The sequence below is a fragment of the Bacillus cereus genome, from assembly GCF_002567495.1.
In the GTDB taxonomy this organism is placed as follows: Bacteria; Bacillota; Bacilli; order Bacillales; family Bacillaceae_G; genus Bacillus_A; species Bacillus_A cereus_AQ.
Genome location: NZ_NVAP01000068.1, coordinates 1 through 26,204, shown reverse-complemented (window position 1 = coordinate 26,204; position 26,204 = coordinate 1). Strand labels below are relative to the sequence as shown.

The window sequence follows — 26,204 nt, the reverse complement described above, 5'->3', positions numbered from 1 at the left end:
ACTTACGCTCCTTTTGGTAATACAGGTACTTTTGTATACACTTTTTTGTACCAATTATTATAAATATCTGTTTTTGATTTAGTAGTAGTTTTCGTTTTAACCATACGTTTTCCATTAATATCAATAGGGCTGGATACAAATTTAAGTTCATTTGTATTTGGCTCCGCTGAATTTGTTTTCGTTTTAGATGCAAGTGTTGGACGACTTGCAGAACAGTTAAACATAACGTGTCGAGTTGCTCGTACATCGCCATCAAATTCAAATAATAATGCAAATGATTTTCCTTTCGCATCCGCTAACTCATTTAGCACACCATCTTCTTCGTCTAATTCCTCTCCTAGTGCATCAATTGCAAATTGTTCCGGAATAGTCGCAATAGAAAGCGTTCCATCATACCCTTGGTTATTACTTGCAGCGTAATAAAGCATGTCATCAGCGTAGAATTCAATTAAATCCCCTCGTGGATCAAACGTTAATTCAACCGCACCAGGTAATGGAATTGGTGTATTAAATGTAACTACACCATCTTTAATATTGAAAAGCGCATAATGGATATTCTTTAAACCAAATGCTACTTTATTTTCATTCATTTATATCAACCTCGTTTCATAAAATTTTTGATACATATTTTCAGATTCAATAAAAGTCCCATACGAGTCATAAGGAATCTCGTGATCATCTAGGACTTGTTCTAGCTTGGCTTCCGCAACTACATCTTTCTTAGTTGTATAAAGCTCTATATTTACATCATTTATCTTGTGATACACCTTGTTATCAGCCATTAAATTTGCTGAAACATCCACAAGAAAACAGATATACGGTGGCGCTGGAACTGGATTACCTGGTGTTGCTGTGAAATGCGAATAAGCCACAGGATAACCTGTAGCTTCAAGAATCTTTGTTAATTCTCCTAATGTCATTGTTGAATCGCCCTTTCAACAAGTTCAGTAAATTCATTTATCGCTTTTTCTTCCGCTGGAGCGATATGAACTTTAGCTGGTACACGTCCACCACCAACCTTCGCATGTCCTTTTTCTAAAAGATGTGTTAATTGTGGTTTCAATGCATTGTGAACGATAATTGCATTACTATCTCTCTTCTTACGCCATCCGTTTGCATATTTTCGTCCGCTGGTGCGTTTACTTTTAGGACTTTTTTGCTTTAATTCATTCAAAAGGTTGTCTGTTGCTTTCTCCTTCGCGGCTTCCATATCCTCTTCCACAACATTTGCATATCTTTGTAATTCTCTAGCAATCTCACTCGCAAAATCATTCATATTAAGTATGCTCCTTTGCGATAATAGTCAATGTTTGATACATTTCATCATCATTCATTGGCGGTTCGATAATATCAAAGATACGACCTTTCATATTAATTCGCATTTCTTCTGTAATATCAGAAGCATAAGGAATCACAAAACGATAAACCCGTGTAGCTTGTGAAGCTGAAGCTTCAATGTACTCGGAACCTTTCACCGTTTTTATCATTGACCAGGCTTTCTTTAATTCTTGCCAAGATGTTTGGATTACTTGGTTTAATTCATCTTTTATTATTACAGGCTGTTCAATGCTAATTCGATTTCTAAAATCACCTGTATTCAGTGATTTTTTATACTGAAAAGGACGCATATTACTCACCGTCCAGCTTAATTTCTTCTAATGCTTTATCAATACCTAAACTATTAATCTGCCTTAAAAAATTCTTGTCAAAATACTCTAATGCATCGTTATAAACATAACGAGAGCGTTCAAAGACTAATTCCTTGAACTCCTCGTCTTTATTTAAATTATAATTCCCACAAACCCTAAGTAATGCCTTGTTAGACGTAAAAAGGATGCGTTTTAGGTTATCATCTTCCTCATCCCCTAAGTGCATCCTCTCTTTAAATTCTTGCAATATTTCATCTGAAATTGTTGCGTTTCTCATTCACTTCACCCTTTATTTAGTTTTTGTTTCTGTAGGTGGTGTAAATGAAATTTCTAAATCGTAAACAAGAGCCGCTTTATTATCTTTCGGTTTCCCATTAGCAAATTGTTTAATTGTATAAAGGGTAGCATCTTCGAAAGCTAATGTTTGATCAAATTCTTTTAGCTTGTATCCACCTGCGATTGCAGCAATATATTGTCCTTTTACAAAGAATAATGCTTTACCAACAGGAACTTCCTCACACTCGACAGGTTTAATATTATAAGGCAATGCCATTACCCATTGACCTGTTGCGGTCTGGATTGTATTACGTGCTTGTACGCCAATCGCATCAATCGGGTTAACTACCATTACAATTTTATTTAATACTTTTCTGGATTTCCCTTTTGTATCAACAGATAAAGCTTTTACTACTTCATAAAGTTCGCCTGCTACAATTACCCCTTTATCAGACGGAGCAAATGTTAGTTTACCAGAAGATTTTTTATCAGTAACAGCGCCTGTTTCTGGATTTACATCTTTCATTAAACCAACTGGTTGATGTGCTACAGATCCGCCACCATTAATAAAGCCAAATTCTAGACCGACAGAATATGTTTCTACTAAAACAGTTCGAACATAACGTTCAATCCATTCCGGGCCAAGTTCCTTCATATCATTTGGAATTGCTGCAAATGCAGTTAATTTAAGTTGACCAATTTTTTCTTGTTTGAAGATAGCATCAATTTGCCCACGGATTTCCCCGAATAATTCGCCCCATACATACGCCTTCGTTGCATCAGAGTAAATAAACTTCGTAACTGCTCCTAAATCTTGCAAACCAATTTCAGCTAATAAGGGATGTTCTGTAACTAAATCTTCAAACACACGCTCTTGAGTCGTTACAGGAAGGATTGAGCCATCTGTAAATCCACCTTCTTTAACAACTGCATTGAAGAATTTTGTTTCTGCTGAAGTTAAAACATTTTGACCACGTTGCTGTAAAATTGAACGATCAAGCATATCGTTATTTACTTGTTCACGGACCGTATTTGCTACATCTGTTTGTAGTGCATCAAAGAAACCTTCAAATGCTGACGTTTGTTCTTGTTCTGTACTTTCCGCGTTAGTTAAAGTGTCCGTCAATTTTGCTTTTGCCTTATTAAATGCTTCAGATTTATTAAATTTAATAACCATTATGTGTTTCCCCCGTTTTTTATAATTTTAAAAGGAGCCCTTTAATCCCACTGTTTTTTACAGGTTTAGGATTCGGCTCCTTTGGTTCCTCTATATTGTTTTGTAAATCATTCAGGATTTCATTTTTTAATCCTGATAATGCTGCATTTAAATCTTCTTTTGTGATTCCTTGGCCTTTGTTCATAGTTCCATTTCTAAAGCCATCGATTACTTTCTGCGGAAGCATGGCAGCAGTAGCCGTTGAAGCTGTCATTTTAACTGGATTCTCCATAAACATGATTTCATCCGCGAAATTGTTTTCTAATGCTTGTTGCGGACCCATCCAAGTTTCTTCAGCCATCATGTTAAGTAGTTCTTCCTCTGATTTACCACTTTTAATAACATAGGCATTTACAATTGCTCGATCTGTTATTTTTAACATCTCAGCCGCCTTTTCCATGTCACGATGATCTCCACCATTCCACATTGAAGCATTATGAATCATAATTTGTGCTGTAGGTGAAATTCGGACTTTATCACCAGCCATCGCAATAACAGAAGCCGCACTTGCAGCCAAACCAACAATTTGAACTTCCACATTACCAGGATAATTTTTTAATGCTGTATAAATTTCTGATCCTTCGTGTACATAACCACCAGTACTGTTAATCGATACAATTAAATCATCACCATTGGCATTAGTTAGTTCTTTTGAAATTTTACCTGGGCTTGCAGCATCCATTTCAAACCAATCATAAATCCAAGCTTCATCATTTGAAATTATTGGTCCTTTAACGTCAATTTTCACCGTCATTTGTATTCTCACCTCCTTCAGAATCAGTTAGTTTCGTATAGTTTTTCGTAATATGATGTGTATTTAAGTTAGGATCATCAGAAACTTCATATCCTACTTCTAATCGAATTTCATTTCCTGTAAACGCACTTGAAGAAATGAGTTTATCGATACTTGTCGCAAGATCAAATATACTTTGATAAGAAACAGCTTTAATTTCAATTTTTTGACCTGAAAGATACTCTTCTTTTTCAAAAAATTTAACGTTTGCTTCATCTGAAATCTTTTTTAACAAAGGTTTTACTGTGAAAAGCATGTAATTCTTCGTTTGCTTCTCTACATCAGCCATTTCCCCATATAATAAAGCAGTTGGAATACCAAAAGCCATTGCTACTTGGTTTAAGAAACCGTTCGTTACTTTATTGATTTCCTCCACACTTTGACCGGAGTTTCCACCATCCGATGTTTCAGCATATTTAAATCCTGGTTGCTGTGGAATGATAGCAACGTCTTTTTCTCCAATCGCTTTATACATGTTATCAATGAATTCTTGAAGCTTTGCTTGATGTTCTTTACTCTTTGCAGCGAGCATGTCCATATCAACTGTTCCGCGAATTTGATTCTTACGTTTTTGAGAACTTAATATTCTACCGAATAAATCCCCATAATCAGTAAACAAACCATCGATAAGAGGTGATAACTTATCATTCCTGTATCTTAAATGAATGACTTCACTTTGTTTAAAACTTCTCTTAAACTGATAATCTTTTACAGTGACATTTGTAAAAGTATCTTCAAACACAGCATATTCGTTATGTTCAAAGTCATCAGCAATAAGTAAATCACCATCATCCACTTGGATAATCAAAGCTTCATTATCATAAATAAGTCTGTAAATGAAACTCTCCCAAAAGGTACTTGCAGTCATATTCTTATTCGGTCTGACATTTAATCGGTAGTAAAGCTCATCCTTTTCAAATTCTTCACCATTTTTCACTCTAAATTCTGACTGACTAATTGTTCTCCCTAAAAAGGATATACAGGTATCAATCGCCAGTCGCTTCATGTGTACTCTATTGGCTTTCTCAATAAACATTTCCACATCAAACATAAATCCTACTTCACTATTTCTTTTAAAAACCGCATCTAGCCATCCAATGATTATCACCTCCTTTATTAGAATTTAATACCGTCTAACATAAAATCGAATTCATCAACAAGAATGTTATCCGCTTGCCATAATGCATGGATAAAGGCTTGGAATCCATCTGTTTTGCGCTTAAATTCATCTTTTTTCAGATATTCTTTGTTGCCGTCCTTTTTGATGTGGACGTAAACATTGTTGGTGTACCAACGCATTAATGGATTATCTCCAAAAATAATACGATTGTTCGCAAATAACGTTTCAACCCTTGGTGCTAATAAAGAATGAATCGCTTTTGGATTACGAATATATAACAATATGAAACCTTCAGCTTCAAGTGCTGTTTTAACAAGATCAAGACGGAATGTATCAGCTACTATTGTGTTAAATCCGTATATCTCACGCATTTTTACAAACCAATCCACAATATGAGAGATATTAATAACTGGCTCATCCACAATAGTTAGTAAGCCATTTTCAGCCCATTCATAAATAGGCGCTTTTAATTTCACCTTGTCCAAGAATCCTTTACGTACAAATGAATGACCTTTCCATATATAATCTTCACCATGCTTAAATAGCAAGCCGACTGCCGCGAAGTCTTTAATGCTGGCAAAGTCGAGACCGCCTACAGCTACTTTGTGCTTTAAATCTGGAACTTCTCTCAGCGTTTCTCCATCTTCTTCAAAACCAGTACGCATGATTTCTTCCCATGAAGCTACAGACTTTGTTAAATCTACTTCCGGTATATTCATCCTCTTAGTCATGAAATTTTCTCTATTAGACGGATCGTTTTCTAGATTTTTATACTGACGCATAACTTTCTTAAACAATCCTCTAGCATATTGACTCATTGGCTTACTAAACATCGGATTTGCTTTTTCCCACATATCAGGATTATCTACTTCTTCAGCGTTATCAATCTTACAAATAAAAGGAAACAATCTATCTTCTTTTTCTTTCCCTTTCAGGATATTCATAGCTCGCTCTTTCATTTTGTCAAGATAACCCTCACGAACAAATCCATCTGTAGTAATAAAAAATTCCCTAGAGTTAGGAACTTTACCTAAACCACTAGAGAACACTTCTACAACGTCGCTATTTTCATATCTATGTATCTCATCATAAATAACACACCCGTCCCTTAACGAGTCTTTACTCCCTGCATTAGACGTATGAAATTCAAAAGTCGAACGAGTAGCTTTATTTGTTATCAATTGTTTTGTTGATACAAATAACTCGTCTAATATTTCATGTTTTTTATTCTTTTCATAAACATCTGTAAAAGAAGTTTTAGCCTGCCTTTCTGTATTAGCAACTACTGATACGTTGTAATGCTCAATACCGTGCAATTCGCTAATAAAGAAGTGTGTTAATGCACTAATTAATCCGTTTTTACCAGCACCCCTTGCCATCATCCAGAAGTGTTGATCAAAATAAACATCCTCATATTCATCAAATAAAAACACAAATGCTATTAAAAATTTCTGAAAAGAATTTAATTTAAAATGCCACTTTTCTATGAAAGTTACACATTTATGAATTAAATCCACATCAAAATGTAAATCATTACGTGTTAATATATCTTGCTTTAAATAACTTATAAGCATGATACGTTCTTTATTTAATACCACTGTTCCTATTTCATATAGTTCTATATATTCACTTACATACTTATGAACAATCATATTAAATCACTTGCCGAATATTTCTTAATTTCTTTTTTATTATTTCCTTCTGGCAACAAATCCGTTAGTTGTTTAATGACCCTTTGATATGATTGATCACGGGTATTATATAACCGGGCAACAGGTCGTTCTCTTTCATACGGCTCTGTTTTATCAGATTGTGAGAACATTTCATAGTCACCATTCTCAGATATATCCATCCACATCTCATTTAATAAAACTCGTAATCTTGCTGCCTGAATAATTAATCCTTCAACCACTTTTAACTTACTAGGTGGGATGTCTTTAAATAATCTTTTTAAACGATTTTTTTCTTTGTTAACTAGCACCTCACGTTCATCAATGTCCGCCATAATATCACCTCGATTCAATCATATTTTCATACTGGGTAGGGGTCCTATACGAAACAACTTAAAAATCTGGAAAAACGACCCCCTCCTCCGGTGCCCCTTAGAGCAATTTTTGATGAAATATTTTAAGGGGGGGTGTTATTACTGAATCATTTTTACCACTTTTCATCGTGTTCCCATTTGTTAATTTTCTTTTTGAATGTTCTACCGTGTTCTTCATTATGGCAATCCACACAAACTGTTTCGAGATTGTCTATTTCTAAAGCAAGCTCTGGATGATGTGCGAGTTCTTTTTTATGATGAACAACGAGTTGTATCTTCTTACGCTTTGCACTCTCACTGTACTCATTGGTATCTGTTTGTATTCGACCGTTTCGCTTACACTCTTGGCATTCATAGTTGTCACGCTTCTTTACTTGTTCTCGTATCCTCTTCCACTCACCACTGTCATAGAACTTACGCTTCTGTTGTTTGGTTTTGTATTCCTTCATTACACACATTACACCACCATCTTCATCTTCTCTCACCTCTTATCTTTCCTTAGCATGTTCTTGAAACAATTGTATTTACCGTTGGCTGAATTCTAGAAACAGTTTCACTAATTTCCTTCTCATCTAAAATAGTAGAAACTTTTACTGTGATTCCATTCAATTCACTCTTACCTATAACCTTTTCCAACTTCTCGAATGCTTCCACACATTCATTAGCAGCTTCGGTTACTTCCTTCATTTGTTTTAATGCTTCAGTTGTATCAGCATCAATATTAATCTTTAATTTATTATTAGCCATTCCTTTCATCCTCCAAAATAAAAAGCACCTGAATGGATGCTTTTTAATAAAATCTTCATTATTGACTCATACTTTACCTAAAAGGAGTGTTCGCAATGCTTTTCCTTAAATACTCTTCACTATGTGTTGGTTTCATTCTAGGTGGTATACTGGTACTTTCTTTATTGTTCCTGTAAATGTACAGGCTTTCTAATAAAAAGAGGACAACCACGTTTGTGAATGTCCTCTTTTCCAGTATATTATTCAGTGATTCAATTACGGTAAATGAAGTTTTATTCTTCTTCCAATCACTTAATATCGCTACATTCATCTGCTCCAACAATATTAAGTAACTGGAAGAAGAGCAAAAGCTCTCCTTAATAACGGTATCATTCAATCGTTACCATCTGCTGGTTTCGGATTTGATGTGCCATCATCACGAACCGTTTAGAATTTTAGAAACAATATAGTGAGTTGTGTTTCCCGCCACTTCCCACAATACAAATATAACACGTTAATTCAAAAATAGCCGACACATTTCCTGCCAAAAAGCGGTCACGACTCTGCCAACCTTTTCATAGTTCAAATTTTTCCACTGCATCTGTTAATTCCACTGGTACACCAAATATACTCTTTTTCATTTCTGTCATTTTCTTTTTAATAATCCACTTTGGATAATTCAATTCTTCTAAAATATTTCTAAAATAAGTTGGATTTAGCTTTAACACATCTGGATTTTTTCCAGTATTCCTTTTGTATCTAATTATTACTTCTAATAGTTCTTCATTTAACATGAATCACCATTACCTCCCCCTTACATTTTATATTTATGTATATACACCATTCAATTCCTTGATACTACCACTTACCCATATCTTATATTGTGTGTAACTGCCCCCTTCGCTGAATCCCTTGGTATCATTGATTTCATTTAACTTTCTCTTTTGAGTTACACAGTACAAAAATTATGAGTAACTGTATAGAGATGCCACCAGCATTTTGCAAAATAACCTAAGCTATGCGGAAAAATAAAATAAGCTGCCCATGTGGACAGCTTATTTACATAATTATAGTTATAGGAAGTTAATTTTAAAAATCATTGAATATAATCATAAATATTTTTCGCTAATAATAAACAAGTTACTGTAATGAAAAGGGCACGAACATACCCACTTCCTTTTTTTATAGCAAATTTGGAGCCAATGATCCCTCCAGCAATTTGTGCAATTCCCATTATGAAGCCATACGTATAGTTTACTTGTCCTACATACATAAACATCAACAATGCCCCAATATCGCTTCCTAAATTAAGAAACTTCGCATTACCTGCTGCTTTTAAAAAATCATACCCCATAAACAAAAGAGAAAACATTAAAAATGAACCTGTACCAGGACCTAAAAATCCATCATAAAAACCAATAACAAGGACAAAAAAAGTAAAAATAATGAAGTGTCGACCAGACAACTTCTTATGAGTAGAAATACTCCCCCAATCCTTTTTGAATATCGTATAAATAGCAACCACACCGAGCATTATCAACATCAATGGTTTCAGTAGCTCTGGGTTCATTAAATGAACGGTCCATGCCCCTATTATGGAACCTATGAAAGTGAGTGGAAATAATTTAAATGCTGATTTCAAATCAAGATTACCAGAACGATAAAACACAATATTACTAGTTGCACATCCCATTGTCGATGCTAGTTTATTTGTGGCTACTGCACTTGCTGGATTCAGTCCTGTAAATAATAAAGCTGGTAAAGCTATCAGTCCACCACCACCTACAACTGAATCAATAAATGAAGCTAAAAATCCAAAAACAATCAAAATAATTAATACTGATGGGTCTAAGTAAAAATCCATATTATCAACCTTTCTTTAGTCACTATTGGAATAGTAACTAATAATTTGCTAAATGTAAAGAGTTATTGTAACGTTGAAATATAAAAACAAACATCGGAGGACGAAAAAAGTGGACTACATGGTGCAACAGCTTAAAAAAATTGGTTTTAATGAATATGAAGCTAAATCTTATGTATCTCTTGTTAAACAAGGTCCTGTTACAGCCTACCAAGTAAGTAAGGATTCGGGTGTCCCAAGAGCGCGAATTTATGAGATTTTGGGTAACCTTGTAGAAAAAGGAATTGTCATGAAGGAAGAAATAAATGACACCACCCGCTATTCACCTCTACCTGTTGAAATCTTTTTACAGAAGGCGCAATCAGAATGGCAGTCTACTTATGAAGGAATCAGTGATTCATTAAAAAAACTAGAAACTTCCGAGGAAAAAGCGGATAATCGAGTGATTACTTTAAAAGACAATAAAACAATAATTAGTTATTGTCAGGCATTAATAAACAAAGCAGAAAAACGTATTGTCATTTCGATGTGGAATGATATGTACGAAGTGTTAAAGGAAGAACTATCTGAGGTGGCTGATAAAGTCACGGTACAAGGTATCACCCTGCATGTCGAAAATCCCATTAAAAATCTAGAAACCCACCGTATAACACCTTATACGGAAACCCAGTCTACAGAGCATTGGTTTATTTTGTCGATAGATTCTAAAGAGATGATTTATGGACCATCAGTTAATGAGCGTAGTATTGCTTTTTATACAGATGACCCTGTTCATATTTATTTATTAGAGGATTATGTGTGGCATGACGTGCTAGTAAACCGACTTGTTAGACGTAGCCAAGACAATTTGGAGAATTGGATTACTACAGAGCGAAAAGCATTTTTTATGGAGGAATAAGGAGCATTATCTAAATTAAAATTCCTTATTCAACGAAAAAGTTGACATAACGCCTCATTATCGGTAGCAATAAAAAAAGGGGGATCCTTACTCTCAGAAGGATCCCCCTTTTTTATTTTCTATAAAGCTATTCATCTTTTTATACATTCCTATTATGGCGCGGTTTTAGATTTCTCGTTTGTTACTGGAACTGTATAAAATCTTGCATACTCTTAGCCTGAGTTTTTTCCAAAATGCTACAATTCCCCTAGATTTAAAAAGAAATAACCAGTGATTAGATTTTAAACCTAGTCATCGCTTTATCCATTGCATCTTGGTTTACACCTATATAGCGTAACGTGACCTTCTCTGACGAGTGATTGAATATCTCCATAAGTAATGCTATGTTTTTTGTTTGCATGTACATATGATACCCATATGTTTTTCTTAACGTATGTGTTCCTATTTCATCTAACCCGAACTCTGCCGCTGCTCCGCTTAATATCTTATATGCCATGCTACGACCAATTGGACGATTCTTACCTTGTCTGCTTTGCAATAAATACTCATTGTCTTCTCTTTCTATAATAAACCATTTAAGTTCTCTTTTCAGTGCTGCAGTAATTTGTATTCGTTTCTGTTTCCCGGTTTTCTTTTCTCTCATAGATATATGACTACCTTTGACATCTCCTACCTTCAATTTCAAAATGTCCGAGATTCTCAGGCCTGTATTGATTCCCATAATGAAGAGAATGTAATTACGTAAGTTCTTTTCTTTAAAATACTTTTTTAGCTGATTTATTTCTTCCGGATCACGTATTGGCTGAACAAAATTCATTATTCATTACCTCCCGTTTCTTCTATCTCGTAAACTTCTAATCCAAGTGCAAAAGCAAGTTTATAAAACGCTTTAGATTTCCAACGTCGATAAGTACGCTCTGACATCCCTATTTCGTTATAAACCATGTAGTCACATACGTCCTCTTCTTCTAAATAACGTTTATAAATAATATCTCTTTGAATGCTTCCTGCACGTCCATTCCCTAATCGATTTAGAAACTGATCAACACGTGCTGACATTCTTTCAAGCCACTCTTCTCGTTTACTTTGTTGGATATTTGCTATAGCAACATCTTCTAATGGTTTTCCAACTGCATGTGTAGGACCGTGCTCACGCATTTCATAAGAAGGAGTGACTTTCATTTCTTTACGCATCATCCCAAATTGTCTATGTATACGTACGCTTTCCAACACACCTTCTAATTCCTCCTGTGTTGCTGTTCTATCAATTTTTGGTAAGAAAGATAATTGTTTAGTCATGTAAGACCACTCCTTTTTATTTTTAAATTACTTTTGTCTTAAAGCTCCGCGTCTACGTTCATAACGTGGACCATGAATTCCCATTAAAACTTTAATGTCACGAGTACTTAATTTCTCTTTTCTTTTTCTCTTGTTTTTCTTCTTTGCTTGTTTGAATTGCTTTTTCCATTTACATAATTGATGTTTTAGCGCCTTCATTTCCCCCATCCCCTTTTCAAAATAAAAAGGACACCTATCCCTAAAACAGCTTTTATTGCTGCTTTAATGAATTGGTGTCCTCTAGTTTTCTAGCCGGACTGTATTCTGTTTTCATTTATTTGATAATACCAGCCTGCACAAAGATGTTTCTCCAAGCTTTGTTAACCTGGTATTTATCAACGGATATTGCACGCCGAGCGATAGCTTTTCTTATTTTCTTTTTCTTTGCATTTTCCATTTCTCTCATCCCTCTCATACAAATGTCTCTCACTTCCATTTTTGAGCGTTTTACTCCTTTTGATACCTATATTACATTCAAAAATAATCTGAACGTGAATTGTACCTATTTTATAATAGTTATTTCATTCAGACCTTTCCAAGCAATAACTTTGAAATCTTAAATCCAAATGAACCTCTAGACCAATACACCATATGCTAATTTAAATACTTTCTAGAAAAGCAGGTGCGTACTATGCCTTCTATTGTTGGAAATCTCGTCGTTCAAAACAGTAATGGTGCTTTCAATTTAGGGGATTTTTACAACGTATCACCGAAAGAAAATACGAAAGCTTATAACGGTTCTGGCTCTTCTAATGTTGGATTTGTCGTGAATACTCTTAACGGTGTTAGCGCGACAAACACATTTGATGCTGATGTTGCAGACCAAAATCAAGTTGGAACAGCCTAATTTTATTCATTTTATTTTTCCTCTCTTAATAAAAATCAATATTTCGTTCATACTATAATTACATCCAGAGATGCATACCTAGATGGAGCAGCTAGCAAAAAGCTAACTGCTCTTTTTTTGCACGATTTTATATAGTACTACATACTTTGGATTGAACATTATTATACACCTTCATTTTTGGGCTCATTTGACTATATACTCCGAGAAAGAGCACTGTTCGAAGGTGCTCTTTTTCATTTTGACACAACTGAATATTTCTAAATATTAAACAAATACTATACACAGGCTATAAGCCAGAACTCATTTAATCCGTCCCATTCTCTCTTCTCTGTATTGAGCAGTTAGCTTTTGCTAGCTGCTCCTCTTTCCATAAAATTCTTTCTCAACATTCAACGTATAGAATTAATAAGTTTCATTGTGTATTATATAAGTGACCTCAACGTAAACTTTACTATTAATTTCTTCTCAAAAGGGCCTACCCTCGCAACAGGCCCTTTTAAAAAACTTCTACTAATAAAATTTTATTTTTATAAAAAAAGTGGTTATTTAAACCACCTAATGTATTTTTTATCATAAAAATCCTCCCACTTGAATAAATTCTCTAAACTTGTCTATATTATAAATACACTTAATTTTTGAACTTCCTTCTTAAATGTTCTTTAAAAGAGCAGTTAGCTTTTGCTAGCTGCTCTTTTATATTAAATCTAAAATAAAATTTTGTTCTTATTCCCTTTTCATATCTTATATTTCTAACCTAGACGTTCCGCTTAAAGAGTTACCTCCTTTCTTAAAGAGCACTGATGCATGGTGCTCTTTTCTAATTTCCTTATTTCTACAAAATGAGATTTTTATCAGATTAACTTTCGTATAACATTTCCAATCTGGCTTACACTATAACTGTAACTTTAAGTTACATATCTATTACTTGTAGGGCCTAATTTTCTTTTGTGTAACAAGTGGTTAGCTAATACAGTTGACCACTTTGTTACGCCAAATATTTTTTTCTCAATACTTAGCATCTGGAATGAATTCTCGTTTATTGATACTATATTGTTGACATTGATTTTCCTCATAGGTATTTTTGTAAAGGACCTGCTATCCCACAGCAGGTTCTTTTTAATTTTTTTACTACAATAGCATTTTCATTGAGTTTCCGTTGACATTTTGTTGATTTTTTCTGCACATTTAAAAGACACAAACATACGCTATTTTATGGAGACTCTCCGCTCATAGAGTCCTACCTTTCTTATCGAAGAGCATACTTATATGTGTGCTCTTTTTCGCTTATTATGAAATATCGTTTGTGTTAAAACTCCATCTTACCTCTTTCCTTTAATGACAGGCTCCATAACTCCAAGCAAAGCATACAATATTAAAAATTTACTCATGAAAATCTGATTACAATCTACAGATTTTTCTATCTCATGAGACATTCACCTACCTTACTAAGAGTGCAAATAAAAATGCACTCTTTTTATTTACTGTTAAATACAGATTACATCTATTCACTGATCTTATTACTACCTTTCTATATAATGTGAGCACGCCACCTCCATTATGATTGGGTATAAGGAGCGCTCTCGATCAGCGCTCTTTTTATTTCTAATGCATATTTTTATACACAATTCATATACATTAAATAACCTATTATGTCTTCAACTAATATTTTGATGACATTCCACTTTTTTTCAGACAACAAGCCCTCCGGTCGTTGTCTTTTTCCTTTTTACTATCCAAATGAGGACTTTGTTTTAACTTGGCACATACACTTAAAACATACATAAGATATATTGCTGCTACATTTTCACTTTTCAATATGATATGTGTCTTAGTTAAAGAGCGCTTTCCCGGGTGCTCTTTTTTGCTTGTTATGAAATAAGAATTTTGTGCAATTTCACTCTAAAATTTAAATTTTCATTTTTTCATTCAACCAAGTTCATAACATATTCTTTTCTTCCCATAAAATAATGATTAGGTGCCCCATGCTCATTTTATCCATTGGAAATAATACCTTTCATGTACTTACGTATTAGAAACTTCATTTCTTCTTCTTCTGCAATAGCAATTTTGTTCACTTTTTTGATACATTTATGAAACATTCACATGTTATCTTCAATATGTTCTAATCTTTTTGAAAAACCATGTGAGAATACCAAAACAAGAAGCCCTAGAGCCCTAACTCTAAGGCTTCTTGTTTTTAAATAACTATTTTGTTAAAAACTTCTCACCTTTTATTTGGACAAGCATATGATGTACTATCATTCTCATAGGGTTCTCCTTTTTTTAAGAGTACATATTTGATATGTACTCTTTTTTCATTCCCCTTTACGAATAAAGAATAATCTTTTTTACCTTACACATAATAACTACAAGTCAGCTTCCCATAACTACACTCTTTAAAATCGGAGCTTGCTCCTCCGAACTGTTTTGGATCGCGGCAGGTAACTTATTCAATTACCTGCCATTTTCTATTCAAATAACGCTTTTGTTTAATAAAAATTAATTAACTATAATTTGAAAAATCGGAAACATTTATTCAATGATTTTTCCGAATACTCATGCTATTATTTATGTGCTGATGTTCACCATCCCAAGAACTCAGTAATTTCATCCATAGGCTCCACTCTCACCCTTTTGAGAGTGGAGCTTTTATTTATAGAACTGTATTTATCACTCTGTGTATTTTTGTACAAAATTCAAATTTGATTATAATAACTGTGTTTTTCGTTCTTCCATACGAATTACTTTTCCACTTTGATATACAAATGATTGTTCACCAAATCCACCTTGAGGTGGCTCTATTAGATGAACCTGACCATTTTTAACAATATATATTCCGTTTGTTTTCAAATCTATTTCAGCTGTCATTTCAACAAGATTTTCTTTTCTAATTCCCACCAAAATCACTCCCATATGTTATAATTACTTTGTCGAAGTAAGTTGAGAGTAATCTCGGCTTTTTTTATTTGTCTACAAATATTGCATAACATTTTCCGGAACAAATGATTGTTCCAGTGATAGATGGAGCCGAATTGGAATCGGCTTTTTTTCATCTCTTGCTCGCTTACACATTTCTTCAGCTTCTTCCCATACAAATTGTTTATCCTCCTTTCGTTTGTAACGCCAAATTCCAATTGTGTAATCTTCAAACAACTCATAACGTTCATCAGGCGCCGTCGTTGGTTTTAATTCATCAATCGCTTTGGCTTGGCGTGGTATTTGCACAACCACATCTGTATACCTTAATTTTGAATTCAAACGGTGAATATGAGCTTTCTTAGGATCAAATGATACAACTGATTCCACGTCAAAAATTGTTAATTGCTTTGGCATTGTTTTGTCCCTCCAATACCTGCAAGCTTGCAAGTAAAATTCTTTCAAGCTGCGTTAACGTTAATTGATCTAATGTTTGTCCGTTAATTTCAGCTAATCCTAATCCCAATAATTTACGAATGATTATTAGTTTTCTACGCCCTACTTCCTGATGTAACAACATCATTAAGCCTCCTTTTGATGGTTGAACTTTCTCTCTAAATTTACAAACTTACTAAATTCTTTAATAAATGCTAGTTCAACAACACCAACTGGACCGTTCCTCTGTTTCGCTAAAATAATTTCTGTGATGTTTTTATTTTCTGTCTCGCGGTCATAGTAATCTTCACGATATAAGAATGCTATTAAATCCGCATCTTGCTCAATTTGACCATTCTCACGTAAATCTGATAACAATGGTCTCTTATCTTGTCTACTTTCTACAGCACGACTTAACTGTGATAATGCAACTACACATACATTTAGCTCTCTTGCCATCAGTTTTAACTTACGACTAATCTCACCGATTTCTTGCATGCGGTTCCCTCTATGCTTTGGATCCCCTACAATAAGCTGCAAGTAATCAATTGCAATTAAAACCTTTTTATCAGGGTACTTACGCTTTAATTTCCTAGCCTTTGCATAAATCTCTTGCATCGTTACATTTGCTTTATCATAAATTTCTAATGGCAAATCATTAATTAATCCCATCGCTTGACTAATCTTTTCCCAATCTTTTAAATTACATAGCTTCTTAGGATTTTTTAATTTTGTAGCATCAATATTTCCAGTACTTGAAATCATCCTCTTAAGTAGCTGTTCCTCCCCCATCTCGAGCGAGAAGATTCCTGTTGCTGTATGAGCACTCGCTGCATGAAAAGCAACGTTTAATACGAATGCTGTTTTCCCCATTGAAGGGCGGGCCCCAACAATAATTAAATCACCTTCTTGTAATCCTGCTGTCATTCTGTTCAGGTCGTCATAACCAGTTGGTATACCGGTTAAATCTCCTACATCAATTTGCATGTTCTTATACAAATCAACAAGCGTATCTTTCAAGTTAAATTCATCTGAGTAACCCGTTTCTTCAATGGCGCTTAATTCATCAATTGATGTACTAATAGCACTCATATCCCTATCTTGCTGAAGGCGGTTATATAAATTACCAGCAACCTCCTGAGCATGTCGCATTTTCCAAGCTTCAATAACTAAGCCTTCGTGATACGAGAAATTTTTAGTAGTCGTAACAACTTCTGTTAAGTTTACAAAGAATTCAATTCCGCCAATTTGATGCATAAAGCTTTCATCGAATTTTCCAATGAGAGCAACAAGATCTATGGGAACCTCAGCATCCTCTAATTCTCTCATTGCCCTAAAAATCACTTGGTGCGTTGGTAAAGAAAACTGTTTTACCTTTAGCTGACAATCTTTAATTAAATCGCCTTCTTGGATTATGCTACCTAAAACACTTTGTTCAGCTTCAACATTACGAATCATATCGTTACTCATTTGGCCAACCACGCATTCTGTTGGTTAAGTACTGCAAGTTCTTCTTCTGTTGGAATGTTCTGCTCCCATGCTTGTTGCTGCTGTATTACGTTTTTAGTAGATTCTGATAAACCTTTTTGTTGATAAGGCGCTTGTGTCTGTTGCTGCGCTTTTGTTAATCTCTTAACACGAAATGCTTTATCAGCTGCCTCAACATCAGTTACTGTTTTAAAACCTTTAAGATGCCAATCTCTTAAAATCGTATTTACGTAAGACATGTTTCTCGTATTCTTTTCTAAAGCAAGCTCCATAGCCTTAATAACTAGTTCTGCATTTAAATCATCTATCCAAGCATAAATACCATCTGCGATAAAAGGTGTAATGAATCCGAAGTTTTGCTCGTAAAAAGAAATTGGATTAACCTCAACAACTTCTTCCGCGCTTGCGCGTTCTTCTTGTTGTTGTTCTTTTTCTTTTTCTTCTTCTTTTTCTTCTTCCTTGCTAGGGTCTTGGAAGCCCCTTATAAGCCCCTCCAAACGGACTGATAAATACTCCTTAATACGAGGAATTTTAAAATCTTGTTCTCGTTCTAATTGCAAGCAAGTTTCATAGAAATCAACTAAAAAATCCTGGTCCTTCACAGTTTGAATCTCTTTTAAGACACACTTTTCAATGTTTACATTTTTAATTGGATTGAATTTTAACCAGTTGATTAAGAACAGCTCTTTTGTTTTTTGGTTGTAATTAATTTTTCCGTACTCAGCAAAACGTTCTAATAGCTTCATAACAGTTTCACGGTTATATCCTGTATCAGTTTCAATGATACGAAGTGGAAGCTCATAGATTCCTGATTGAGACGTCTTACTGTTTGTCATCAAATATAAGTAGAAATACTTCTCCTCCGGTGTAAGATCTAAAACAAATGAATCCTGCCAAAATGAAACGTGTACTGGTCTATAAACTGCCATATTATTCATCCTCCCGTTTACATATCGCGAATCCGTCCTCTACACGTAATAAGCGATAATTCTTGTATCCTATTTTGAGATATTGTTTTACTAAGTAAATTAGGTGTTGCTCTGATGTCACTTGTTGAAACACTTTAGGATTCAGCAACACTCTATGTAATGATTTGTCTAAAAGCATGTAGCACACTCCGTTGTTATACGAATGCTAATTTGATATAATTAATCCTAAGATCTTTTGCAAAACCGTTTGTCTATCACTCTGCCAAGTGATAGATCTTTTTTATTTTCTACGTGTTACTAACGAAGCGTTAACTCCTCTTGCTCTTAAATCTTTAATTACTACACGATAACTCATCGATGCCTCATGTTCCTCTTTTGTATCACGAAGCATTTTAAATTCCCTTATACATCGCTCAAGCTCTTCTTCCCAGTGATTCGATTCTTCGGTTGATTCTGCATTAAACATGTTATAAATACATTCACTCATACAGTTACGAAGTTTATTCGCAAATGAAAAATCCCCAGGAAGAACTAAATCATGAAGACGATTGTTTTTATCGTTCATGAATTACATCTCCTTTCTAATTAATTTGATGCTGTACGCATCGTTACAACCAGAAAGGAACATATTGTAGGGGTATGGGAGGAACAATCCCTTTCTGGTCATAACGACAAGCACAGTGGCTTGTCCAAATGATTTATATAATGTTATAATTGCTTTACGATATTTTTCAGAGCTACTGTTGTCTAGGCGGTAGCTTTTTTATTTACCCATTTATGTTTCAAAATAAATGACGCTTCAATAATCTTGATTCGAATCCCCAATAATTTCTTCTCTTGCTTTAACTCGACTGTTTTTGAATCCTCATTAAGTAATTCGGCTATTTTAATTTCACCAGTTAATTTTGCATCATATCGAATTAATTCCTTGTATTCTCTTAGACTCGGTTTCTTATAATCTACTGTCATTTTCCTTCCTCCTTTACAGCACCCTTGTTAAATTCATTAAGCTATCCACCGATTGAATAATAACGTTTTCCGCCATAGCCTTTTGCAACCAACTTCTTTGTATTTGTTCCATAATGCCAAAATGAACTTGCTCAAGAGCTTGTACTACACATTGAGTAGCTTGGATTGTATCGAAGATTTCTTTTGCATGAACTGCGTATTCATGTTTCTTTTTTTCATCATGCTTCCATGACCTTGTCGTAACTTGTAAGTTCATAATTTCCTTTGCTGCCGCAATTCCCTCTTCAGCTTGTTTAATGTAATTCATCAATTGTAGATTTACATCTTGAGTTAAACGTGGATCTGTAGGCGGTAACCCAACACCATAAATATGTTTGATTGCTTGTTGATTCAATTTTGCTCCTGTTGCATGGCACCAATCCATAGCAAGTTCAAATTCTGGTTTAGAAAGTCCAGATTCAATACGAGTTAATCGTTCATGTGTAATACCAAGGTACTTAGATAGCCCTTTCTTCGTTTTCAGCTGAACATTGTCACAACATTCTCTAGCATTCTGTAATAATTCTCCTATTGCTGAATTGCAGTATATGCTTGTTCCCATATCTGTTCGCCTCCATATTTAGTTTTCAAATGGTTACAATGAACTTAGTACATATGTAACTTGTCTACTTTTCTTATAAAAAGAGAGGAACTATTCCTCAACATTTTCTTTTACTTGTATTTCTTTGATGATGGCCCAACCAGCCTTGTAATATGCTTGACGGATTTTATCAATATCCTTTTGTGATTTTGGCTCAGGAGCCACAACATGGACTTTCGTTTTTCCAAATTCATAAGTCGCCGCATATTCTTCTTGTTGGCTCATGGTGTCACCTCTTGAAGTGCTTTTTATATGTTTATGCGACGGATCTGTTGGTACTGCCATGTTAGTTGATGGCATTTTCTCACCCCCCTAGAAACATTTCGTTTCTTTTTTAACTAAAAAAAAGATCGTCTATTGTTGTTTTATAAAAATCAGCTATTCTTTTAGCTAATTCTAATGAAGGCGTTCTATCACCACGTTCAATTGCTCCTAGCATTTGAGGGGTAATTTTTAAAAGCCTTGCTACGACTTTTCTTGATTGATTACTTCTAAATTCAATCATTTTATTTCTTTTTTCATTCAATATACCACCTCCAGAAAGAAACGTTTTGTTTCCTTGTAACTCCAATATAAAGAAACGAATCGTTTCTGTCAATGTTTATTGGAAACTTTTTGTTTCCTTTATAGATTTAGAAACTAAACGTTTCTATAATTAATAAAAAGCGCCTATTCTTATTTAGAAAGAAGGAAGAATTTATGCTTGGAAAAAAGATTTCGGAACTTAGAAAAAAACAAAAACTAAGTCAATATGAACTCGCTGATCGTTTGGGCTTTTCAAGAGGAAAATTAGCTAATTATGAGCAGGGCCAGCGTGAACCAGATTATGATACTTTAAAGAAAATTGCAGACTTTTTTGAGGTATCAACAGATTATCTGTTAGATAGAACACAAACAAAAGAAATGGTATCTAATAATCCATCTAAATTATCAATTAAGGAAGAACGTGATATTGCACGTGATTTAGAAAAAACCTTAGAAGAGCTAGAAAACAGCGATGAAGCGTTAATGTTTGACGGGGAACCAATAGACGATCATACAAAAGAAATGATTCGCATTTCTCTAGAAAACTCTATGCGCATGGCAAAACAATTAGCAAAACAAAAATTCACTCCAAACAAGTATAAAAAAGATTGAACGGAGCGAGAAATGAAAATTAAAGACTACGTAATGAAAATCGTAAAAAAACACGGCACAACAAACCCCTTTGAAATTGCTAAACGAAAAGATATTATAGTGTTGTTTGAAGACCTTGGGAATACTCTTGGTTTTTACAACACTTATAAACGCTTTAAATTCATTCATATTAATAATCAAATTAACGAAACTACTCAACAATTTGTTTGTGCGCATGAATTAGGTCATGCTGTACTTCATCCTAAAGCAAATACCCCCTTCTTGCGTAACCAAACCTTCTTTTCAGTGGATCGCTTAGAAATCGAAGCAAATACATTTGCTGTAGAATTGTTACTTACCGATGAAATGATTTTTGCTTATAAAGATACTCGTTTATCTATTCAAGAAATTGCGGAGGTCCATGGGATTCCTGGAGGATTTGCTCGTTTAAAAACTTACGTTTATTAAGAAAGCAGGCGTAATTCTATTAACTTATGGAGGATTAATAATGAAAAAATACCTAGTACCATTTACAGCGCTCTTTTTATCTATTGGACTAGTTGGTTGTGATACTAACAATCCAGTTAAAGAAGACGAACAACACACACAAGAAGAAATAAAGAATGTAGAAGAACAACAACGTCAAGAAGCTGAAGTCCAACGCCAAGCAGAGGAAAAAATGAAGCAAGAAGAACAACGACATCAGGAAGCTGAAGCCCAACGCCAAGCAGAAGAAAAAGCGAAGCAAGAACAAGCAGCCAAAGCAGAACAACAACAGAATCAAGAAAAACAAAAACAACTCGACGAAAATGATTCCAGTAATCAATCAGCACCAAAAATAGAAGGACCCGAATCGGAGCGATTCAAGGAGGAGCAAATAAGAAAACTTCAAGCCGCTGATCCAAAAGAGAAAGAGGAAGCTTTCGATAGGGCGGCAGCCTCTCGCCGTGAACGATTCGAGAGACAAGAAATTGAAAAAATGGATTGCGATACAGCACGTTCTGCGTTATCTCAATTAGAACAAATGGATGACAATCCGATCGCAAAAAAACAGGCACTTGATTATTAAGATAAAATAGCAAGTTGCAACAAAGCAAGTAATTAAACAACTCGAAAAAGGTAAATCAATTTCAGAAATTTTTTTGTAGTAATTTAAAGTTTTTAATTTTGGTATGCTCTATTACAACCCAAAACCAATACTCCATTTTCAAGAAATAAAACTCTATTTTCTGTAGATTGATTAAAATTTAGAGCAAATACATTTGCGGTCGAACTCCTACTCTCTGATGAAATGATTTCTGAACATCAAAATACTACCCTCTCAATCCGAGAGGTAGCAGAAATTTATGGAATTTTACTCGCTTAAAGTCGTTTAATACATTAAAATAATTAAATACATAAATTAAGAATAGGAGAACTAAAAATGAACGCTCTATTTTCAACATTATGCTTATTATCAATTCTAGCTGCATTAGTTTTACTAGTCACATCATTTGTTTTTCTTATTAGAAAAAAACAAAATGCCAAAAAGTTTTTCAAATTCGCTGGTATTGCCTCTATTTTAGCTATCATTTTTCTTATTATAGCAGTTTCAACTTACAAGCCACAGGAAAAGAAGGAAGCAACTTCTACTGAAAATGTAAAAACAACTGCAAACAATAAAGATAATGAAACAAAGAAAAATGAAACAACGCAACAAGAACAACCAAAACAGGTAGAAATCAGTGAAGATGCTTTTGTTGCTTATGCTCAAAACATTAAGGGCAATGCTTTTATTAAAGATATGAAATTGAATGCAAAAGAAGCAGAAATTACATTCCATGATTCATTTTCAGCTTTTAAATCAGCAAAACCAGATAGTAATGTCACAGAAGAACAATATAAACAGTATTTTTCAACTGGAGATGCTATTGAAAAAATGCTTGTAAGTGAACCTGCAAGATTACTAAGACAATTTCCAGATTTAAATGCTGTAAAAATGACTGTTCCATTTGAAGGAAAAACATACAGTATTAACTTAGATAGAAAATCTTTAAATACATACTTAGGCTTTAAAATTGAAGATTTAAAAGTTGAAGACAAATCTTGGGTCAAGAAATTTAATGATCCCTACGTGTACGATAAGACAAAACGTAAGGCCTTCTTTAAGAAATTTATTGTTGTTCAATAATCTTTAAAAGCTCATAATTTTTATGAGCTTTTCTTTCGACTATTAGCTGATACTATCTCTATTATCTAGCTACAAAATTTTTCTAACTTAAAAACATACTAAAAACGTTTAAAAGACATTAATATGTTTTTATTAATAAATCTACTTATCTTATCAAATCACTATAAACGTACAAAAGGTAGGACTTAAACAAATGGATACACAAACAATATTAAAATCAATTCCAATACCATACATAGCCACCATTGGTGCCATAATACTTTTAACTTTAAAAGCTCTTGTTTTAGTATCAACTCCTAAAATAGAAAAATTATTTTTCACAGCTGAAAAAAACTTATTTATTCGCCTGTTACATGTAACCATAATCTCCTTATTTCTAACAGCCATTTCTGTAAATGTTTTCGAAAAATACATATCACTACCAAACCCTGAATTAAGAAAAGATGTTAATTTCATTGCTGCCTACTTTTTGGTATGTTTCATATTTACCTGGATAATAGTCGCACAAGTATATTTCAGTACGTTTGCCGACTACTTAGGAAAAGAATCCTTTTATATAGAGCACGAAAAACATGGTAAAATGTATATAATAAGATTAACAAATAAAAATGAGGTTATTCTATATAGTCAACCGCGCCTATATATGAAAAGTAAGGACATGAATAGAAAAATAATCATTTTACCTATTGACGATGTAAAAAAAGAACCCATATTAGTAGAATCTTTCGGTGGAAATACACTTAAAAACATTTATGAATATCTAAAAAATAAATTTTCTAAAAATACTTCTGATTCGAACCATGATAATATATCTGAAGATGAAAGATAATCATACCTGGAGTTTATAATAGATAAAAAAATACATTATCGCAGCAAATTTATTGCATCAAAAGTGAATATAAATAAGAATATATTTGATAAAAATGCTTATTCACTTATTCAATTAATACCCAAAACAATATTAAACAAACCTGAGACTTTTCAAGGAAGTTATAAGTGGAAGGGAAGGGAACTGAAATTAAGAAAGATAGTTATATCAGCCCACTGAAAAATGTTTAATTTTCACATTCCCCCTCTACGCCCAATTGTTTTGGGCTTTTCTTTTATTCTAATTGTTTCATAAACTTATTACCTCACCTAAAATAATATATTAATAAGGAGGTCTATCTATGAAAACCGCAATTTACCTAAGAAAATCCCGCGCCGATCTCGAAGCCGAAGCACGCGGCGAAGGTGAAACTTTAGCAAAACACCGCACTACCCTGCTGAAAATTGCCAAGGAAATGAACTTAAATGTTTTAGCTGTTCGTGAGGAAATCGTTTCTGGTGAAAGTTTAGTGAAACGACCTGAAATGTTAGCATTGCTTGAAGAAATTGAAGATAACAAATATGATGTTGTTCTTTGTATGGATATGGACCGTTTAGGTCGTGGCGGTATGAAAGAGCAAGGAATCATTTTAGAGACGTTTAAACGCTCGAATACGAAGATTATGACACCTAGGAAGACTTATGACCTTAATGATGAGTGGGACGAAGAATACAGCGAATTTGAAGCGTTTATGGCTCGTAAGGAGTTAAAGATTATTACACGACGTATGCAACGAGGTCGTATCGCCAGTGTAGAGGCTGGAAATTACCTTGGTACACATGCACCATTCGGATATGATATCCATCGCTTAAATAAACGAGAACGTACTTTAACGATTAATCCAGAAGAAGCTTCAGTTGTAAGAATGATATTTGATTGGTATGCAAATGAGGATATGGGAGCAAATGCAATTAGGAGCAAGTTAAATGATCTTGGCTACAAAAGTAAGTTAGGTAATGACTGGAACCCCTACAGCATCTTAGATATATTAAAAAACCATGTGTACATCGGAAAGGTGACTTGGCAAAAGAGAAAAGAAGTAAAACGTCCTGACGCTTTGAAACGTAGTTGTGCAAGACAAGATAAATCAGATTGGATTATTGCTGATGGCAAACATGAGCCTATCATACCCGAAAGCTTATTTGAGCAAGTACAAGAAAAATTAAACTCAAGATATCACATTCCCTACAATACGAACGGAATAAAGAATCCATTGGCTGGTATTATTAAATGCGCTAAATGTAATTACAGTATGGTACAACGTTATCCAAAGAATCGAAAAGAAACGATGGATTGTAAACACCGTGGCTGTGAAAACAAATCAAGTTATACAGAATTAATTGAGAAGCGTTTACTCGAGGCATTAAAAGAATGGTACATCAATTATAAAGCTGATTTTGAAAAACATAAGCAAGATGACAAATTAAAAGAAACACAAGTTATTCAAATGAATGAAGCTGCATTACGTAAGCTTGAAAAAGAATTAGTAGATGTCCAAAAACAAAAAAATAATTTACATGATTTATTAGAACGTGGCGTTTACACAGTCGATATGTTTTTAGAACGCTCGAATGTAGTTTCTGACCGTATAACTGAAATTACTTTCACTATGGAAAACTTAAAGAAAGAAATTAAAACAGAAATTAAGAAGGAAAAAGTGAAGAAGGATACAATTCCTCAAGTAGAACATGTTCTTGATTTGTACTTTAAAACAGATGATCCCAAAAAGAAAAACAGCCTCCTAAAGTCGGTTTTAGAAAAGGCTGTTTATAAAAAGGAAAAGTGGCAAAGGCTCGATGATTTCGAACTTGTGCTTTACCCTAAGCTCCCTCAAGATGGCGACATATAAGCGTTTATGCTTTGTCGTCACCTTGTTGGTGTAATTAGATTTACCCCATTTAACCC

The 26,204-nt window shown here is 34.0% G+C and carries 36 protein-coding genes and 1 pseudogene; 9 read left to right on the top strand and 28 right to left on the bottom strand.

All coding sequences use genetic code 11. The features are described 5' to 3' along the window. Window positions 1-2 precede the first annotated feature (2 nt). The 14 genes from COK05_RS28045 to COK05_RS27975 all read right to left on the bottom strand — a co-directional run bounded on the left by COK05_RS28045 (window position 3) and on the right by COK05_RS27975 (window position 9,688). On the bottom strand, window positions 3-590 hold the full coding sequence (locus COK05_RS28045) for a major tail protein (protein ID WP_098615137.1): 588 nt from the start codon (window positions 588-590) through the stop codon (window positions 3-5). Continuing rightward, the gene (locus COK05_RS28040) at window positions 591-920 is read right to left on the bottom strand and encodes a hypothetical protein (protein WP_098615136.1); all 330 of its coding nucleotides are present in this window, start codon (window positions 918-920) and stop codon (window positions 591-593) included. Then, entirely contained in the window at window positions 917-1,276 is a 360-nt protein-coding gene (locus COK05_RS28035; RefSeq protein ID WP_373605411.1) for an HK97 gp10 family phage protein, read from the bottom strand. The genes COK05_RS28040 and COK05_RS28035 overlap by 4 nt, the downstream gene beginning before the upstream one ends. A gap of 1 nt (window position 1,277) precedes the next feature. Next, window positions 1,278-1,628 carry a phage head closure protein gene (locus tag COK05_RS28030; protein ID WP_098615134.1) on the bottom strand — a complete coding sequence of 117 codons (351 nt, stop codon included), beginning with the start codon at window positions 1,626-1,628 and terminating at the stop codon, window positions 1,278-1,280. Window position 1,629: 1 nt separating this feature from the next. Continuing rightward, window positions 1,630-1,926, bottom strand: a complete 297-nt coding sequence (locus COK05_RS28025; protein WP_098615133.1) for a hypothetical protein — start codon at window positions 1,924-1,926, stop codon at window positions 1,630-1,632. Window positions 1,927-1,938: 12 nt separating this feature from the next. After that, window positions 1,939-3,102, bottom strand: coding sequence for a phage major capsid protein (locus COK05_RS28020; protein ID WP_098615132.1), 1,164 nt, complete (start codon window positions 3,100-3,102; stop codon window positions 1,939-1,941). Window positions 3,103-3,121: 19 nt separating this feature from the next. Beyond that, window positions 3,122-3,895, bottom strand: a complete 774-nt coding sequence (locus COK05_RS28015) for a head maturation protease, ClpP-related (RefSeq protein WP_098615131.1) — start codon at window positions 3,893-3,895, stop codon at window positions 3,122-3,124. Next, a complete protein-coding gene (locus COK05_RS28010) occupies window positions 3,879-5,042 on the bottom strand; it encodes a phage portal protein (protein ID WP_440898760.1) in 1,164 nt (387 codons plus the stop codon). The genes COK05_RS28015 and COK05_RS28010 overlap by 17 nt, the downstream gene beginning before the upstream one ends. Before the next feature lie 8 nt (window positions 5,043-5,050). Further along, on the bottom strand, window positions 5,051-6,706 hold the full coding sequence (locus COK05_RS28005; RefSeq protein ID WP_098615129.1) for a terminase TerL endonuclease subunit: 1,656 nt from the start codon (window positions 6,704-6,706) through the stop codon (window positions 5,051-5,053). Beyond that, window positions 6,703-7,059 (bottom strand): hypothetical protein, encoded by a 357-nt coding sequence (locus COK05_RS28000; RefSeq protein WP_000763336.1) that lies wholly within the window; start codon window positions 7,057-7,059, stop codon window positions 6,703-6,705. The genes COK05_RS28005 and COK05_RS28000 overlap by 4 nt, the downstream gene beginning before the upstream one ends. 152 nt (window positions 7,060-7,211) lie before the next feature. After that, complete coding sequence (locus COK05_RS27995; protein WP_098432542.1) at window positions 7,212-7,547, bottom strand: HNH endonuclease; 336 nt, start codon at window positions 7,545-7,547, stop codon at window positions 7,212-7,214. Window positions 7,548-7,596: 49 nt separating this feature from the next. Next, the gene (locus COK05_RS27990) at window positions 7,597-7,845 is read right to left on the bottom strand and encodes a hypothetical protein (protein ID WP_098432539.1); all 249 of its coding nucleotides are present in this window, start codon (window positions 7,843-7,845) and stop codon (window positions 7,597-7,599) included. A gap of 554 nt (window positions 7,846-8,399) precedes the next feature. Next, window positions 8,400-8,618, bottom strand: coding sequence for a hypothetical protein (locus tag COK05_RS27980; protein ID WP_000930971.1), 219 nt, complete (start codon window positions 8,616-8,618; stop codon window positions 8,400-8,402). A 302-nt stretch (window positions 8,619-8,920) separates the two neighbouring features. After that, window positions 8,921-9,688, bottom strand: a complete 768-nt coding sequence (locus tag COK05_RS27975; RefSeq protein WP_098615128.1) for a TSUP family transporter — start codon at window positions 9,686-9,688, stop codon at window positions 8,921-8,923. 109 nt (window positions 9,689-9,797) lie between these two features. On the opposite strand from COK05_RS27975, the gene COK05_RS27970 reads away from it, so the two are divergent. Then, the gene (locus COK05_RS27970) at window positions 9,798-10,583 is read left to right on the top strand and encodes a TrmB family transcriptional regulator (protein ID WP_098615127.1); all 786 of its coding nucleotides are present in this window, start codon (window positions 9,798-9,800) and stop codon (window positions 10,581-10,583) included. A 274-nt stretch (window positions 10,584-10,857) separates the two neighbouring features. Here COK05_RS27970 and COK05_RS27965 read toward each other — a convergent pair whose 3' ends face one another. The 4 genes from COK05_RS27965 to COK05_RS27950 form a co-directional block, all read right to left on the bottom strand. Next, window positions 10,858-11,400, bottom strand: a complete 543-nt coding sequence (locus COK05_RS27965; RefSeq protein WP_098615126.1) for a site-specific integrase — start codon at window positions 11,398-11,400, stop codon at window positions 10,858-10,860. Next, window positions 11,400-11,882: an ArpU family phage packaging/lysis transcriptional regulator gene (locus COK05_RS27960; RefSeq protein WP_098615125.1), complete on the bottom strand. Its 483-nt coding sequence runs from the start codon at window positions 11,880-11,882 to the stop codon at window positions 11,400-11,402. The genes COK05_RS27965 and COK05_RS27960 overlap by 1 nt, the downstream gene beginning before the upstream one ends. Window positions 11,883-11,909: 27 nt before the next feature. Next, entirely contained in the window at window positions 11,910-12,080 is a 171-nt protein-coding gene (locus COK05_RS31490; RefSeq protein ID WP_098615124.1) for a hypothetical protein, read from the bottom strand. Between the two features lie 115 nt (window positions 12,081-12,195). Continuing rightward, a complete protein-coding gene (locus tag COK05_RS27950; RefSeq protein WP_098615147.1) occupies window positions 12,196-12,318 on the bottom strand; it encodes a DUF3983 domain-containing protein in 123 nt (40 codons plus the stop codon). A 234-nt stretch (window positions 12,319-12,552) separates the two neighbouring features. Between COK05_RS27950 and COK05_RS27945 the strand changes: the two genes are divergently transcribed. After that, a complete protein-coding gene (locus COK05_RS27945; protein ID WP_098615123.1) occupies window positions 12,553-12,768 on the top strand; it encodes a spore germination protein in 216 nt (71 codons plus the stop codon). Window positions 12,769-15,474: 2,706 nt separating this feature from the next. On the opposite strand, the gene COK05_RS27940 is transcribed toward COK05_RS27945, so the two are convergent. The 10 genes from COK05_RS27940 to COK05_RS27895 form a co-directional block, all read right to left on the bottom strand. After that, window positions 15,475-15,666, bottom strand: a complete 192-nt coding sequence (locus COK05_RS27940; RefSeq protein WP_098615122.1) for a DUF3954 domain-containing protein — start codon at window positions 15,664-15,666, stop codon at window positions 15,475-15,477. A 72-nt stretch (window positions 15,667-15,738) separates the two neighbouring features. After that, complete coding sequence (locus COK05_RS27935) at window positions 15,739-16,101, bottom strand: cell division protein SepF (protein ID WP_098615121.1); 363 nt, start codon at window positions 16,099-16,101, stop codon at window positions 15,739-15,741. Beyond that, window positions 16,076-16,264 carry a hypothetical protein gene (locus COK05_RS27930; RefSeq protein ID WP_098615120.1) on the bottom strand — a complete coding sequence of 63 codons (189 nt, stop codon included), beginning with the start codon at window positions 16,262-16,264 and terminating at the stop codon, window positions 16,076-16,078. The genes COK05_RS27935 and COK05_RS27930 overlap by 26 nt, the downstream gene beginning before the upstream one ends. A gap of 2 nt (window positions 16,265-16,266) precedes the next feature. Beyond that, a complete protein-coding gene (dnaB, locus tag COK05_RS27925) occupies window positions 16,267-17,589 on the bottom strand; it encodes a replicative DNA helicase (protein ID WP_098615119.1) in 1,323 nt (440 codons plus the stop codon). After that, window positions 17,586-18,536, bottom strand: coding sequence for a DnaD domain-containing protein (locus COK05_RS27920; protein ID WP_098615118.1), 951 nt, complete (start codon window positions 18,534-18,536; stop codon window positions 17,586-17,588). Before COK05_RS27920 ends, dnaB begins: the two co-directional genes overlap by 4 nt. Window positions 18,537-18,816: 280 nt before the next feature. Continuing rightward, entirely contained in the window at window positions 18,817-19,101 is a 285-nt protein-coding gene (locus COK05_RS27915) for a hypothetical protein (RefSeq protein ID WP_043937853.1), read from the bottom strand. 182 nt (window positions 19,102-19,283) lie between these two features. Beyond that, window positions 19,284-19,505 (bottom strand): hypothetical protein, encoded by a 222-nt coding sequence (locus COK05_RS27910; protein WP_000215317.1) that lies wholly within the window; start codon window positions 19,503-19,505, stop codon window positions 19,284-19,286. A gap of 13 nt (window positions 19,506-19,518) precedes the next feature. Beyond that, window positions 19,519-20,106, bottom strand: coding sequence for a sporulation sigma factor-processing peptidase (locus tag COK05_RS27905; RefSeq protein WP_070179463.1), 588 nt, complete (start codon window positions 20,104-20,106; stop codon window positions 19,519-19,521). 90 nt (window positions 20,107-20,196) lie between these two features. Then, window positions 20,197-20,445: a hypothetical protein gene (locus COK05_RS27900; RefSeq protein WP_001141264.1), complete on the bottom strand. Its 249-nt coding sequence runs from the start codon at window positions 20,443-20,445 to the stop codon at window positions 20,197-20,199. 34 nt (window positions 20,446-20,479) lie between these two features. Then, the gene (locus tag COK05_RS27895) at window positions 20,480-20,671 is read right to left on the bottom strand and encodes a helix-turn-helix transcriptional regulator (RefSeq protein WP_098615117.1); all 192 of its coding nucleotides are present in this window, start codon (window positions 20,669-20,671) and stop codon (window positions 20,480-20,482) included. Window positions 20,672-20,844: 173 nt separating this feature from the next. Between COK05_RS27895 and COK05_RS27890 the strand changes: the two genes are divergently transcribed. The 7 genes and pseudogenes from COK05_RS27890 to COK05_RS27860 all read left to right on the top strand — a co-directional run bounded on the left by COK05_RS27890 (window position 20,845) and on the right by COK05_RS27860 (window position 26,148). Beyond that, window positions 20,845-21,282 carry a helix-turn-helix domain-containing protein gene (locus tag COK05_RS27890; RefSeq protein WP_002088140.1) on the top strand — a complete coding sequence of 146 codons (438 nt, stop codon included), beginning with the start codon at window positions 20,845-20,847 and terminating at the stop codon, window positions 21,280-21,282. A gap of 12 nt (window positions 21,283-21,294) precedes the next feature. After that, entirely contained in the window at window positions 21,295-21,729 is a 435-nt protein-coding gene (locus tag COK05_RS27885) for an ImmA/IrrE family metallo-endopeptidase (RefSeq protein ID WP_098615116.1), read from the top strand. Window positions 21,730-21,769: 40 nt separating this feature from the next. Next, window positions 21,770-22,330, top strand: a complete 561-nt coding sequence (locus tag COK05_RS27880; RefSeq protein WP_098615115.1) for a hypothetical protein — start codon at window positions 21,770-21,772, stop codon at window positions 22,328-22,330. 102 nt (window positions 22,331-22,432) lie between these two features. Continuing rightward, window positions 22,433-22,627, top strand: a pseudogene (locus COK05_RS31935) (ImmA/IrrE family metallo-endopeptidase); the annotation flags it as partial. Window positions 22,628-22,684: 57 nt separating this feature from the next. Further along, complete coding sequence (locus COK05_RS27870; RefSeq protein WP_098615114.1) at window positions 22,685-23,431, top strand: hypothetical protein; 747 nt, start codon at window positions 22,685-22,687, stop codon at window positions 23,429-23,431. Between the two features lie 193 nt (window positions 23,432-23,624). Next, window positions 23,625-24,260 carry a hypothetical protein gene (locus COK05_RS27865; RefSeq protein ID WP_098615113.1) on the top strand — a complete coding sequence of 212 codons (636 nt, stop codon included), beginning with the start codon at window positions 23,625-23,627 and terminating at the stop codon, window positions 24,258-24,260. Between the two features lie 340 nt (window positions 24,261-24,600). Further along, on the top strand, window positions 24,601-26,148 hold the full coding sequence (locus tag COK05_RS27860) for a recombinase family protein (protein WP_098615112.1): 1,548 nt from the start codon (window positions 24,601-24,603) through the stop codon (window positions 26,146-26,148). Window positions 26,149-26,204 lie beyond the last annotated feature (56 nt).

Coding starts and splice junctions, on each gene's coding strand:
- COK05_RS27920 (WP_098615118.1), bottom strand. CDS start 18,536: ATGGCAGTTTATAGACCAGTACACGTTTCATTTTGGCAGGATTCATTT.
- COK05_RS28040 (WP_098615136.1), bottom strand. CDS start 920: ATGACATTAGGAGAATTAACAAAGATTCTTGAAGCTACAGGTTATCCT.
- COK05_RS27980 (WP_000930971.1), bottom strand. CDS start 8,618: ATGTTAAATGAAGAACTATTAGAAGTAATAATTAGATACAAAAGGAAT.
- COK05_RS28025 (WP_098615133.1), bottom strand. CDS start 1,926: ATGAGAAACGCAACAATTTCAGATGAAATATTGCAAGAATTTAAAGAG.
- COK05_RS27935 (WP_098615121.1), bottom strand. CDS start 16,101: ATGCCAAAGCAATTAACAATTTTTGACGTGGAATCAGTTGTATCATTT.
- COK05_RS28035 (WP_373605411.1), bottom strand. CDS start 1,276: ATGAATGATTTTGCGAGTGAGATTGCTAGAGAATTACAAAGATATGCA.
- COK05_RS28015 (WP_098615131.1), bottom strand. CDS start 3,895: ATGACGGTGAAAATTGACGTTAAAGGACCAATAATTTCAAATGATGAA.
- COK05_RS27870 (WP_098615114.1), top strand. CDS start 22,685: ATGAACGCTCTATTTTCAACATTATGCTTATTATCAATTCTAGCTGCA.
- COK05_RS27905 (WP_070179463.1), bottom strand. CDS start 20,106: ATGGGAACAAGCATATACTGCAATTCAGCAATAGGAGAATTATTACAG.
- COK05_RS27950 (WP_098615147.1), bottom strand. CDS start 12,318: ATGGAAAATGCAAAGAAAAAGAAAATAAGAAAAGCTATCGCTCGGCGT.
- COK05_RS27910 (WP_000215317.1), bottom strand. CDS start 19,505: ATGACAGTAGATTATAAGAAACCGAGTCTAAGAGAATACAAGGAATTA.
- COK05_RS27890 (WP_002088140.1), top strand. CDS start 20,845: ATGCTTGGAAAAAAGATTTCGGAACTTAGAAAAAAACAAAAACTAAGT.
- COK05_RS27885 (WP_098615116.1), top strand. CDS start 21,295: ATGAAAATTAAAGACTACGTAATGAAAATCGTAAAAAAACACGGCACA.
- COK05_RS27975 (WP_098615128.1), bottom strand. CDS start 9,688: ATGGATTTTTACTTAGACCCATCAGTATTAATTATTTTGATTGTTTTT.
- COK05_RS28030 (WP_098615134.1), bottom strand. CDS start 1,628: ATGCGTCCTTTTCAGTATAAAAAATCACTGAATACAGGTGATTTTAGA.
- COK05_RS28020 (WP_098615132.1), bottom strand. CDS start 3,102: ATGGTTATTAAATTTAATAAATCTGAAGCATTTAATAAGGCAAAAGCA.
- COK05_RS28045 (WP_098615137.1), bottom strand. CDS start 590: ATGAATGAAAATAAAGTAGCATTTGGTTTAAAGAATATCCATTATGCG.
- COK05_RS28000 (WP_000763336.1), bottom strand. CDS start 7,059: ATGGCGGACATTGATGAACGTGAGGTGCTAGTTAACAAAGAAAAAAAT.
- COK05_RS27865 (WP_098615113.1), top strand. CDS start 23,625: ATGGATACACAAACAATATTAAAATCAATTCCAATACCATACATAGCC.
- COK05_RS27915 (WP_043937853.1), bottom strand. CDS start 19,101: ATGAACGATAAAAACAATCGTCTTCATGATTTAGTTCTTCCTGGGGAT.
- COK05_RS27995 (WP_098432542.1), bottom strand. CDS start 7,547: ATGAAGGAATACAAAACCAAACAACAGAAGCGTAAGTTCTATGACAGT.
- dnaB (WP_098615119.1), bottom strand. CDS start 17,589: ATGAGTAACGATATGATTCGTAATGTTGAAGCTGAACAAAGTGTTTTA.
- COK05_RS27880 (WP_098615115.1), top strand. CDS start 21,770: ATGAAAAAATACCTAGTACCATTTACAGCGCTCTTTTTATCTATTGGA.
- COK05_RS27930 (WP_098615120.1), bottom strand. CDS start 16,264: ATGTTGTTACATCAGGAAGTAGGGCGTAGAAAACTAATAATCATTCGT.
- COK05_RS27960 (WP_098615125.1), bottom strand. CDS start 11,882: ATGACTAAACAATTATCTTTCTTACCAAAAATTGATAGAACAGCAACA.
- COK05_RS28005 (WP_098615129.1), bottom strand. CDS start 6,706: ATGATTGTTCATAAGTATGTAAGTGAATATATAGAACTATATGAAATA.
- COK05_RS31490 (WP_098615124.1), bottom strand. CDS start 12,080: ATGAAGGCGCTAAAACATCAATTATGTAAATGGAAAAAGCAATTCAAA.
- COK05_RS27965 (WP_098615126.1), bottom strand. CDS start 11,400: ATGAATTTTGTTCAGCCAATACGTGATCCGGAAGAAATAAATCAGCTA.
- COK05_RS27900 (WP_001141264.1), bottom strand. CDS start 20,445: ATGCCATCAACTAACATGGCAGTACCAACAGATCCGTCGCATAAACAT.
- COK05_RS27860 (WP_098615112.1), top strand. CDS start 24,601: ATGAAAACCGCAATTTACCTAAGAAAATCCCGCGCCGATCTCGAAGCC.
- COK05_RS27990 (WP_098432539.1), bottom strand. CDS start 7,845: ATGGCTAATAATAAATTAAAGATTAATATTGATGCTGATACAACTGAA.
- COK05_RS27945 (WP_098615123.1), top strand. CDS start 12,553: ATGCCTTCTATTGTTGGAAATCTCGTCGTTCAAAACAGTAATGGTGCT.